Origin of the sequence: Eikenella corrodens, assembly GCF_900187105.1 — a bacterium.
In the GTDB taxonomy this organism is placed as follows: domain Bacteria; phylum Pseudomonadota; class Gammaproteobacteria; order Burkholderiales; family Neisseriaceae; genus Eikenella; species Eikenella corrodens.
On the sequence record NZ_LT906482.1, the window covers coordinates 42,348 to 54,098 of the forward strand.

Annotated in this window: 11 protein-coding genes; all 11 read right to left on the reverse strand. The window is 52.8% G+C overall.

The window, feature by feature from the left end; all coding sequences use genetic code 11:
* Nucleotides 1-239 precede the first annotated feature (239 nt).
* On the reverse strand, nt 240-1,577 hold the full coding sequence (locus tag CKV94_RS00205; protein WP_003822921.1) for an NCS2 family permease: 1,338 nt from the start codon (nt 1,575-1,577) through the stop codon (nt 240-242).
* A gap of 121 nt (nt 1,578-1,698) precedes the next feature.
* Nucleotides 1,699-2,208 carry a hypothetical protein gene (locus CKV94_RS00210; protein WP_035580102.1) on the reverse strand — a complete coding sequence of 170 codons (510 nt, stop codon included), beginning with the start codon at nt 2,206-2,208 and terminating at the stop codon, nt 1,699-1,701.
* Between the two features lie 97 nt (nt 2,209-2,305).
* Entirely contained in the window at nt 2,306-3,796 is a 1,491-nt protein-coding gene (locus tag CKV94_RS00215; protein WP_003822925.1) for a subtype B tannase, read from the reverse strand.
* A 112-nt stretch (nt 3,797-3,908) separates the two neighbouring features.
* Entirely contained in the window at nt 3,909-4,391 is a 483-nt protein-coding gene (locus CKV94_RS00220; RefSeq protein ID WP_003822926.1) for a hypothetical protein, read from the reverse strand.
* Between the two features lie 38 nt (nt 4,392-4,429).
* Entirely contained in the window at nt 4,430-5,755 is a 1,326-nt protein-coding gene (gene miaB / locus CKV94_RS00225; RefSeq protein ID WP_003822927.1) for a tRNA (N6-isopentenyl adenosine(37)-C2)-methylthiotransferase MiaB, read from the reverse strand.
* 192 nt (nt 5,756-5,947) lie between these two features.
* Nucleotides 5,948-6,247: a DUF2818 family protein gene (locus tag CKV94_RS00230; protein ID WP_003822929.1), complete on the reverse strand. Its 300-nt coding sequence runs from the start codon at nt 6,245-6,247 to the stop codon at nt 5,948-5,950.
* A gap of 24 nt (nt 6,248-6,271) precedes the next feature.
* Entirely contained in the window at nt 6,272-7,717 is a 1,446-nt protein-coding gene (gene nuoN, locus CKV94_RS00235; protein WP_003822931.1) for an NADH-quinone oxidoreductase subunit NuoN, read from the reverse strand.
* Nucleotides 7,718-7,726: 9 nt separating this feature from the next.
* Nucleotides 7,727-9,229 (reverse strand): NADH-quinone oxidoreductase subunit M, encoded by a 1,503-nt coding sequence (locus tag CKV94_RS00240; RefSeq protein WP_003822932.1) that lies wholly within the window; start codon nt 9,227-9,229, stop codon nt 7,727-7,729.
* 36 nt (nt 9,230-9,265) lie between these two features.
* On the reverse strand, nt 9,266-10,981 hold the full coding sequence (locus CKV94_RS00245; RefSeq protein ID WP_003822933.1) for a DUF262 domain-containing protein: 1,716 nt from the start codon (nt 10,979-10,981) through the stop codon (nt 9,266-9,268).
* A gap of 74 nt (nt 10,982-11,055) precedes the next feature.
* A complete protein-coding gene (locus CKV94_RS00250; RefSeq protein ID WP_003822934.1) occupies nt 11,056-11,376 on the reverse strand; it encodes a cupin domain-containing protein in 321 nt (106 codons plus the stop codon).
* Nucleotides 11,377-11,428: 52 nt separating this feature from the next.
* A complete protein-coding gene (locus tag CKV94_RS00255; protein WP_003822935.1) occupies nt 11,429-11,740 on the reverse strand; it encodes a chorismate mutase in 312 nt (103 codons plus the stop codon).
* Between the last annotated feature and the right edge of the window lie 11 nt (nt 11,741-11,751).

Below are 11,751 nucleotides of genomic sequence, written 5' to 3' on the forward strand. Positions count from 1 at the left end.
ATTTAAGCTTATTTAACCCGACAACCATGTATAACCATATTCCACCTTTACACTGCCATGGATAGCAGCTGACGCAACAAGCTGCCGCCAAACCATATTCCGCAGAATTTTGCTGCGTTTTTCAAATATCTGGGCCACTCCTAATTGAACCGCACCATATTCTCATTTCTGCCACACATACCAAAAGGCTACCTGAAAACTTTCAGGTAGCCTTTTTCTCTCTGCTATTCAAACGTGCCTTATGCGCCCAAGAACCAGAATTTCAATACCCACAGCACAGCCACGCCCCACACCATGGGCGGTACATCGCGGGATCGGCCACAACACAGTTTCACCAAGGCATAGCTGATGAAGCCCATGGCGATACCGTCGGCAATCGAATAGGAGAAAGGCATAAACACCATGGTGAGGAAGGCAGGTGCGGCTTCAGTCATGTCGTTCCAGTCGATTTCCGTGGCCGAACGCATCATGTGGATGCCGATATACAGCAGCGCGGGCGCGGTGGCGAAGGCGGGCACGGCTTCGGCCAGCGGTGAAAACCACAGGCAGGCGAGCATCAGTACGCCCACGGTAACGGCAGTAAGCCCGGTGCGGCCGCCCGCAGCCACGCCGGAGGCGCTTTCCACATAAGGCGTGGTGGAGGAAGTACCCAGCGCCGCCCCAGCCACGATGGCCACGGAATCGGCAAACAGGGCTTTTTTCAGGCGCGGCAGCTTGCCGTTTTCCAACAGGCCAGCACGGTGCGCCACGCCCACCAGCGTGCCGGTGCTATCAAACAAATCTACCAGGAAAAATACGAAAATCACCGCAATCAGGCTACCTGAAAACAGATGGTTGAAATCCATCTGCATAAAGGTGGGCGCCACGCTGGGAATAGCCGATACCACGCGCTCGAAGCGGGTCAGCCCCAGCGGCACCGCCAGCAGGGTAACGCCCAAAATGCCGATGATGATGGCGCCGCGCACGCGGAAATAATCCAGCACCACGATGATGAAAAAGCCCAGCAACGCCAATAGCATCGGCCAGTTCGGCGTGTACACGCCCGGCTGCCCTTCCACCGGCAGGCGGAATTCGCCCATATGCACCAACGTGGCCTCATTGCCCACCACCACGCCCGAGCCTTTGAGTGCAATCAGCGCCAAAAACAGGCCTATGCCGGCGGCAATCGCCATTTTCAAGCTCATCGGCAGCGCGTTCACCAGCATTTCGCGCACCCTCAAAAAGCTGAACAAAATAAAGATGATGCCGGACACAAACACCGCCGCCAGCGCCACCTGCCACGGCACGCCCATGCCTTTAACCACGCTGAAGGTGAAATAGGCATTCAGCCCCATGCCGGGCGCCAGCGCAATCGGATAATTGGCCAGCGCGCCCATAATCAGGCAGCCGATGGCGGCGGAAATACAGGTAGCCACGAACACCGCACCAAAATCCATCCCCGCCTGCGACAGGGTGTGCGGATTCACCACGACGATGTAGCACATGGTGAGGAAGGTGGTCAGCCCCGCCATCAGCTCGGTGCGGACGGTGGTTTGGTTTTCGGAAAGTTTGAAATAACGGTCTAGAAAGGATTGCATGATGCTTCAAGTGTGGTTGGGAAAAAGGGTTGAGATAAAGGGTTCTTGCAGGATTAAGCTCCGGTTTTATTTTCAGGTAGCCTCAAGGGTTGCCTGCGGAAGGCTACCTGAAAACTATCTGCTATCGATCTTTGCTGCCGGGAAGCAAGGCTAACCGCGCCATCCATTCGGCAATCTGTTCTGCTTCGGCAGCCTGCCGGGGGTGGCCGGTTATCCAAGATTGTGTTTGCTCGTGTAGCGGCATAATCGGCTGTTTGTCGTTTGACTGCTCCAGCGTTTGTCGCATGAGGATCCGTCCGGCAATATCGCGATAAGCGCATAAATCTGCTTGATTTTCCGCATAGCATTGCACAATATAGCCAACAAACTGCCGCATTACCCGCCCGCGAATTTCGCTCTCCCAGCGGGTCGCCTGCTGTTTGTCCGCAAGCAGCCGGTCGAACTCTCTCTGCTGCTCCGGCGTCATGGCAAGAACATGATCCACTACCAGGCTGGATGCTTGATCACCCAAATATTGGGTGGCCATCCGTGCCTGCCGGGCAAACACCAACTGATCAAGCCGTTCGGTATCCTTCGCATAAGCCGGCGCAAGCAAGCATAGCAATAATGCCGCCGCCATCATCTGCTTCATCACTTTCAGGTAGCCTCCGTCTCTTTTGCTTTGTGTTTGACGAGTTATAAAGGCTACCTGAAAACGTCTGCCGAACATTTTTCAGATAGCCCAGTAGTTAACCGCGCGGCTGGCGTACGGTTTTATCCATCCAATCAAACAGTTCATCTAAGTCGTAATCGCCGCTGTGCGGTACATCCCACGGCAGGGCGAAATCCACCCGTTTGCCGCTGTTTTGCAGCTTGGCAGTGAGGATGGCGGCTATGGCCAGCGAGGTATCGCTATCGGCCGTGCCAACGCGGATACGCCAATGCTGTGGTGTGGTGTGGCGGCTAATGTAGTGCATCGGGTTCATCAGCTTCACTGTCTGCGGGTCGGCCAAGGTGGCTTGCGCATTGGCGCGGTGTTGGTAGGAGAAGGCGGTGAAGTGCTGTTTGTTGGTGGTGGCGGTGCCAAACAGTTGGTTTTCGCCGCTGCTCAAATCCAGCGCATCGAAAGCAGGCGGGGTTTTCTGGCGGCCGGTGGCGCGGGCATAGGCGGCAAAGTCCACGGCACTCACTTTGCCGTTGCGGATAGTGAGCCAGTTGCGGTTGCTCAAGTCTTTGCCTGCATCCAGCTGGCTTTGGGCTGAACGGCGCAGGAAGGAGACAACATAGTTTTTGAAGCTGCCGTTGCCCTGCGCATCTAACCGCAGTGCCCGGCCTTGCAAATCACGCAGGCGCAGGCTGTTCACATAGGCTGGGAATTGGGCTTTAAGGCTACCTGAAATTTGGATTTGCTCATTGGTGAGCGTACCGTTTACCAATTTACGTTCAACGTGGTAATCGATCATCGAAATATCCATTTTTTGGTAGTCATTCACGCCGTTAAACTGCCATTCATAGGCAGCATCAGCATGATCTAAAATGGAAATCGGGCAATAGGCGGAAACGGCAAAAATATGGTCTTTGGCCGGAGCGGCACCAAGCTGTTGCAGATAGGGCTCGTAGTCGGCCTGATTACCGCTGGCACCAAGCAACACAGATAAAGCCCCGCCCGCGCTGGTACCGTTGGAGATGATTTTTTCGGCATCACCGGCCATCACCGCATCGTTGAAACGCAGGTAACGCACGGCTGCTTTCAAATCAACAATCGCGGCAGGCGCTTTACCGGTGGCGGCGGTGCGGCCGCGCGCGCCGGGCGAGGCTACCACATAACCTCTGGCCAAAGCAGCCTGCATGGCGTCAACCTGCCCTTCTTTGCTTGGGCCGAAACCACCCTTCCCCGGCACACCAGCTTTGGCCGGCATATAGCCGCCGATTTGGTTGGGCAGGAAGATAGGCGCGGTTTGCGCGGTGTAGCCGTTGATGCTGCCACCGTTGAAATAGGCTTCGGGGATGTAGATATTGATGGTTTGATAAGCACTGTCGACCGGATTAGCCACATACACGATATTTTCATAAGCACGATAGGCCACGGTTTGGCCGTTTACTACGGTGCTTTGGCGGGTGTAGGTTTGAGTGCGGAAATCGAGGCCGTACCCTTGGCTGACTTCGATAGTTTTTGCCGCACCGCTGCCACAAGCCAACGCCAAGATACCGGCCAACAGGGCGGGTTTGAATTTCATCATGTCATCCCTTTCTACATGCTCGAAAAGCGTGATTGTACGCCTAAAACGCTAACAGGCTACCTGAAAATATGTACCTCAAATCAGTGGCAAGCAAATACCGAAGCGCACTGATTTACAAACTAGCCTCACGGATTATCGCAGTTATTTCAGCCGCCGCCTGCTCCGACAATCGGGGGTTCTGCCGTATCCAGGCGTGGGTTTGCGCATTGAGCAGCACAACACTCTGCCGATCGCCAGATTGTTTCATAACAAATTCAAATATCTGATGGAAATACATATCGCGATAGGCACACAATCTAGCCGCATTGCCGGCATAACAGCGATTCATATAGGCAGGCCAGGTTTGCATGAGCTGGCGCCGAGCCCTTTGATTAAACGCATTTTCTGCCTGTTTACTCGTATTCAGCCGCCGCTCTTGTTCGGGCGACATCACGGCCAAATTCGCCAGCACGATATTGCTCAGCTCGTTTTCAATATATTCGCTCGTTAGCTGAACCTGCTGATAGATTTCATCCCGGTCGAAACCCTGCTGATTTTCGGCATAGGCAGGGGCAAGCAACAAACCCAATAGCGCGGTTATCGCGATTTTCTTCATGCTTATCCTTCCTGGTAAATTTTCAGGTAGCCTGTTGTTTACTCCACCAGCTCGCCGCGTAACGAGAAGGTGAAGGCTTCGGTGATTTCGATCTCTACCATTTGATTGATGAGCGACACATCGCCGGTAAAGTTCACCACGCGGTTGTTGGCGGTGCGGGCTTGGAGCTGGTCGGGATCTTTTTTGGAGATGCCTTCGACCAGACAGCGTTGTACGGTGCCTATCATGGTTTGGTTGATGCGGGCGGTTTCAGCTTCGATCACTTCGTTCAGGGCTTCGAGGCGGCGCACTTTTTCTTCGTGCGGCGTGTCGTCGGGCAGGTTGGCCGCGGGCGTGCCGGGGCGCGGGCTGTAAATAAACACGAAGCTCAAATCGAAGGCGATGTCTTTCACCAGCTTCAGCGTTTGCTCGAACTCGCGCTCGGTTTCGCCGGGGAAGCCGACGATGAAGTCGCTGCTCAGGCACAAATCGGGGCGGATGGCGCGCAGTTTGCGAATGATGGATTTATATTCCAAGGCGGTGTAGCCACGCTTCATCGCACTCAATACACGGTCGGAGCCGCTCTGAATCGGCAAGTGCAGGTGCGACACCAGCTTGGGCAGGTCGCGGTAGCATTCGATGATGGCATCGGAAAATTCGCGCGGGTGGCTGGTGGTAAAGCGCAGGCGTTCGATGCCGGGAATTTCGTGGACGATGCGCAGCAGGGTGGCAAAATCGCAGATTTCGCCGTTGTCCATTTCGCCGCGATAGGCGTTCACGTTCTGCCCCAACAAATTGATTTCCTTCACGCCTTGCTGCGCCAGGCCGGCGATTTCGGTGAGCACGTCGCCCAGCGGGCGGGAGAATTCTTCGCCGCGCGTATAGGGCACCACGCAGAAGCTGCAATATTTGGAGCAGCCTTCCATGATGGAGATAAACGCGCTGCCACCGTCCACGCGGGCCGGCGGCAAGTGATCAAATTTTTCGATTTCGGGGAAGGAAATATCCACCTGCGAATGGCCGGTGGTTTCTTTATCCACAATCATTTTGGGCAGGCGGTGTAGGGTTTGCGGGCCGAATACCACGTCCACATAAGGCGCGCGCTCGATAATTGCTGCGCCCTCCTGCGAGGCGACGCAGCCTGCCACACCGATGATCACATTGGGATTTTTCTGTTTGATGGGTTTGATGCGGCCCAAGTCGGAAAACACTTTTTCCTGCGCTTTTTCGCGCACGGAGCAGGTGTTGAAGAGGATGATGTCGGCGTTGTCCGGCTCGGCAACCTGCTCGATGCCGCCGTGTTCTTCGGCGAGGACAGCAAGCATTTTGTCGCTGTCGTATTCGTTCATTTGGCAGCCGAAGGTGCGGATATAGACTTTTTTCATGGTTTGTTTCTTCTTTCAGGTGTCCCGTAATTGCGGGGCTGATGGTTTGCGGAGGCGGCATTATACGCAGTGTGCCTCAGGATGAAAAGGCGGAATTAAAACAAAATGATGTGGCATGATTTAAGGCTACCTGAAACCCTGCCAAAGCGAGGGATTTCTTTCAGGTAGCCTTATTGCATGAAGCCGGCAGCTCTATTCGCGGTTACGGCCGTGCCAAAAATAGCGCAGTACGAAGCCGGGAAAGGCAAACACTAAATAAAGGCACACCACCGCCACATAAAACTGCCAATGCTGGCGGTGCACGCTACCGGCCTGTGCCTCCAGCATATAGGCCAGCAAAGCCACAAAGGCAAAACCGGCCAGCAGCTCCGGCAAATGGTGGATAAAGCGTTTTTCAGGTAACCTTTTAAGGCCAAACCAGCGCTGCGTAACAAACGGCAGGTTGGCGCACACCAAGACCACCAGCAACAGCAGATACATAGCCGCAGTCATCGCTCTGCCCTGCCCAGTGTTGATTTAGAAGGTTTTTCCCAGCGCATATATGCACCAATCCATCAGCAGGCTCGGCATCAGGCCGAACAGGAGCAAAGCCAAGGCGCAGGCAGAAAGCAGCACCCTGCCCCCTACACACATAACCGGGGCTTGTGCCGGCTCTACGGCTTCGTCCATATACATCACTTTCACCACGCGCAGGTAGTAGAACGCGCCAATCAGCGACATCACCACCGCAAACACTGCCGGCCACACAAAACCTTGTCCAACCAATGCTTTCAACACGCTGAATTTGGCATAGAAACCGGCCAGCGGCGGAATGCCGGCCATGCTGAACATCACCAGCAGCATCAGGAAAGCATACCAAGGATGGCGTTGGTTCAAGCCTGCCAAATCAGCGATTTCCTCGCAGTCGCGCCCTTCGCGCGAGAGCAGCATCAGTACGCCGAAGCCGGTGAGCGCCATCAGCGCATAAGTGAGCGCGTAATATAGCGCAGCACTGAAGCCTTCAAGGCCGCCCATAAACGCCAGCAGCACAAAGCCCATATGCGATACCGTGGAATAGGCCAGCATACGTTTGGTATTAGTCTGCATCACGGCAGCCAGGTTGCCCACCAAGAGCGAAGCCAACGCCAACATATTCAGCATCGGCACCCAATCGGTGTGCAGCGCGCCCAGACCGGTAACCAGAATGCGGAAGGCAAACACTGCGGCCGCAATTTTCGGCGCCGTACCCACCAGCGCAGTAACCGCCGTGCTGGAACCGTGATACACATCCGGCACCCACATATGGAACGGCACGGCGCCCAGCTTGAACGCCACCGCCACCACCACAAACACCAAGCCCAGCTTCAGCAGCCACGGATTGGCCGACTGCCCCAACCCTGCCATCAGCACTTCCGGCAAGAGCAGCGAGCCGGTGGCACCATAAATCATGGAGATGCCATACAGCAGCAGGCCGGAAGCCAGCGCACCGAGCACGAAATACTTCAATGCCGCCTCACTGGCACGGGTATCCTCACGACGCAGCGCAATCAGCGCATACAGCGACAACGATAGGAGTTCCAAACCGATATACAAGGTGAGGAAATGGTTGGCGCTCACCATCACGCACATCCCCAGTAGTGCAAACATAGTGAGTGAATAGAATTCGCCTTTATAAATTTGGCGCGCTTTCAGGTAGCCTCTCGACACCACGAACAACACCAGCACCACGGCATAAACCGCGAGCTTGGCCACATACGACATGCCGTCCAACACAAACATTGCATTGAAGCTTTCCACCGGCTCTCCCGGCCATAAGGCTACCTGAAAAACCGCAGCGGCCAGCACGCCCAATATGGCCAGGCCGGCAGTGATGCCGCGCTTTTCGTCCGGCAGCCACAAATCCACCAGCAGCACCGCGCACAATGCCGTGAGCAGCACGATTTCGGGCATGGCGGGGATTAAATTCAGATCAGTCCAGTTCATTCACACACCTCAAATCTTGCTTTGCGCCACATGCGCGATCAAATCGTTGGCCGCCTGATGCACCACGGCGATAAACGGCTCCGGCCACAAGCCCATGCCCAGCACGGTGGCGGCGAGGATGGCCAGAATGGCGAATTCGCGCCGGTTGATGTCTTTCATTTCGGCCACATGCGGGTTGGTCACCGTGCCGAAAATCACGCGCTTATACATCCACAGCGTGTATGCCGCGCCCAAAATCAGCGTCAGTGCGGCCAGCGCGCCCACAAACAAGTTGTAGTTCACCGCGCCCATAATCACCATAAATTCGCCCACGAAGCCCGAAGTGGCAGGCAGGCCGGCGTTGGCCATGGCAAACAGCATCATGAAAGCGGCAAATTTCGGCATCACGGTAACCACGCCGCCGTAGTCGGCAATGTTGCGGCTGTGCAGGCGGTCGTACATCACACCGATGCAGAAGAACATGGCGGCGGAAACGAAGCCGTGCGAAATCATCTGCATAATCGCACCTTTCAACGCCCACGGTTGCAACTGCACCTGATTGGTAAACAGGAACATACCCAGGGTCACGAAACCCATGTGGCTGATGGAGGAATAGGCCACCAGTTTTTTCATATCGGTTTGTGCCAAAGCCACCATGCCGATATAAATTACCGCAATCAGGCTGAGCACGATGATGGCGGGTGCGAAATAACGTGAAGCATCAGGCAGGATGGGCAGGATGAAGCGCAAAAAGCCGTATGCGCCGAGTTTCAGCGTAATCGCCGCCAGCACCATCGAACCGCCGGTGGGCGCTTCCACGTGCGCGTCGGGCAGCCAGGTGTGCACCGGGAACATCGGCACTTTCACCGCAAACGACAGGAAGAAGGCGGCAAACAGAATCTGTTGGGTAAATAGCGGAATTTGTTTGATGTTTTGGAAATCTTCAATCGCGAAGCTGCCGCCGGTTTGCAGCGACAAATACACCAAGGCCACCAGCATCAGCAGCGAGCCCATCAGCGTGTAGAGGAAGAGTTTCACCGAGGCATACACGCGGCGCGGCCCGCCCCACACGCCGATAATCAGATACAGCGGAATCAGCATGCCTTCGAAGAAGATATAAAACAACATGGCATCGCGGGCGACAAACGCACCGTTGATCAGGCCGGACATAATCAGGAAGGCCGCCATGTATTGCGCCACCTTTTTCTGAATCACTTCCCAGCCCGCAAGCACCACCATCAACGTGATAAAGGCGTTGAGGATGACAAACAGCACGGAAATGCCGTCCACGCCCAGCGCGTAGTTGATGTTGAGTGCGGGAATCCACGCATAAAACTCGGCAAACTGGAAGCCGCCGCTCAAGCGGTCGAACTGCGTAAACAGCGGCAACGTAACCAGAAAACCGGCCAGCGCGCCGACAAAAGCCAATATCCGCGCCAAGGGGGCACGGCGGTCGCAGCCGGTAGCCAGCACCAATAATCCGGCGGCTATCGGCAGCCAGATTGCCAAGCTGAGAAGATGGTTAGAAAACATTGTGTTACCTGTTTGGTTTGGAGGTTATTGGAAAAGTTAATTTTTTTTGGGGATACTGGCTGCTTCAAAACAATTATCGAAAAACTGTTTCAATCTATCCACAATCTGCTGCTGGCGTTTCTGAATATCACTCGGCAACCAATCATTGGCATTTTCACCTGCTAATTTACGCACTTCAACAATATCGGATTTTTGATATTGCTCTTTTTTCTTACCAAAATAGCCGTTACCTGCCTGAATATTTAACCGTTTTTCAAAAACAATTTTATTACCTAGTTGTTCTAAATATTGCTCCGCATCTATGATTGACCAACCATTATAGTTAGTTTCCTGCCATTTTTTCGGGAAGATATGTTCGATTTCAGTTTTAGTTGGCAATAATTTCTGCTTTTCATCAAATAGATAAGCATTAATCATTAACAACCCTTTAGTTATACGTCCTGTATTTTGTTCATAGTGTATGGGCGCAGGCATAACATATGATAAAGCGTTTTTTTCACCGTGATAAATCGCAACACATAATTTATAAATATCATCTTTAATTGCGGTTACGGTTGGCGCAACTAAAAATTTAGCATACAAAAATGCAGTAAGCTGTTTTAATAATGCTGCAAAATCATCTTTAAAGGATTGCGCACCCTTGTTTGCAATGAAGAACACACTCGCGGCGTATTTCCAAAACTCATTAGGATAGACATTCAGACATTGCAGCCACTTGGCCGCCTCATCATTTACAAAGTTCGAAGTTTCCACGTCTTGGTTAGTTTTGCTGTTGTTAATATCCTGCCAAAATCCAGCCAGCTCAATTAAGTGATTGAACAAATTTTCGTTTTCCAACTGTTTGTTTCGGTTGTCAGTATAAAAACGGCGAAGCCCAATTTCTTTATCCGTAATCTTTTCTTTCGCCCTTAATACATGGGTGTAATAGCGGAACAAATCATCTACGGAAATAGATGCACCCTCTGCCAACGCAACAAGTTCCTTCCATTGTTCAACAAATTTATCTTTCTGCTGCGCCATCTTATAAAGCCTGGCTTTAAAAATATCTGCATCCGACAAAGGCAAGCCCCTATCGTTTAATGTGGAAAATATGGTTAATGCACTATTTAAACTGTCACTTTCAATCGGAAGTAAAATACAGTCATTTAAAATAGTTAAACAAAGATGATACCAATCCATTGGGTTGGTTCTGGCGTATTCTTGGCACTGTTTCAGGAAATACAAATAATTAACAGCGTAATTAGAACGACACTCTTCTGAGATTTCACCGTTTGCCAAAATCTCGTGCAAAATTTCGTTATCTGTTTCCGTGGCAACTTGCGTATGCAGCCGGATTGCGGTTCTATCGGTAATTTCAGCCGTTAGAACATCAACATCCCAAATACAGGGGGCAATTTTGCTTTTAAGTGTGGTAATTTTGGCTGCGGTATCGGGGGTACTTTCCGTTTGCTCTAAAACTCGATAAAACGCACGCAATAACAGCAGTAATGATGTTAAACGCTGTTGCCCATCAATTACTTCCAAATTACCTTTTTCATTGGGGCAAACGACGATTGTACCAAGAAAATATTCTTCATTTTTTCCTGTGGACGACTGACGAAAATCCACAATATCAGACCATAATACGGCGCATTTTTCGGTATCCCAGCGATAGGGGCGTTGATATTCAGGAATGATAAAATATTTTTCCTGCATATCTTGATTACCTAGCAGATTAATAATTTTTTTACTGCTCACATTTAGATTTGCCATGATTAAAGTCTCGTTGATAGATTTATGATTTTCAGGCTACCTGAAAAAGCACATAATACTTCTGCGTATCCGCCCTAAACGCTGCCCTCTTTCTCAATCACTAAAATCCGCGCTTCGCCGCGCGGGTGGGCGACGTGTTCTGCGCCGATGCCGGCATAGAAGATGTCGCCGCTTTGCAGCCGCACCACGCGCTCTTCGCCGTTTTCACGGTAGTGCATATCCACTTCGCCGTCCATCACGGCAAATACTTCTTCGCCATCGTTCACATGCCATTTGTAGGGCCGGTCCGTCCAATGCAGGCGCACGGTGGTGCCGTTCATATTGGCGATGCTGCGCGCGCCCCATGCTCTCTCAGCGGTGAATTCGGCGGCGCGGATAATATCTGTTGCGCTCATTTTTTCCTCTGTGTGTGGTGTTTTCAGACGGCCTTTTAGTTTTCAGCCAGCCTTAATGGCTTGTCCCGCCCGAACGGTTTACTTCTTGCTCGAAACGGATAAAGGCGGCAATCATGGCCTGCCACACGGCTTCTGCCACATCGGGGGACAAGCCTGCCGCCGCTGCCTGTTCACGCCGTGCCTTCAGCACCTGCGCCACCCTTTCGGGTGCGGCCACGGCCTGCGCGTCGTGCTCGGGTTTCAGACGGCCTGCCTGTGCAACCAACTGCTGCCGCCGCGCCAGCAAGCCGATGAGTTGGCTGTCCAGCGCGTCAATCGCCTGCCGCACTTCGGCTAGGGTATCTGGCAACACTTCCATATCCATTTTTTCAGGTA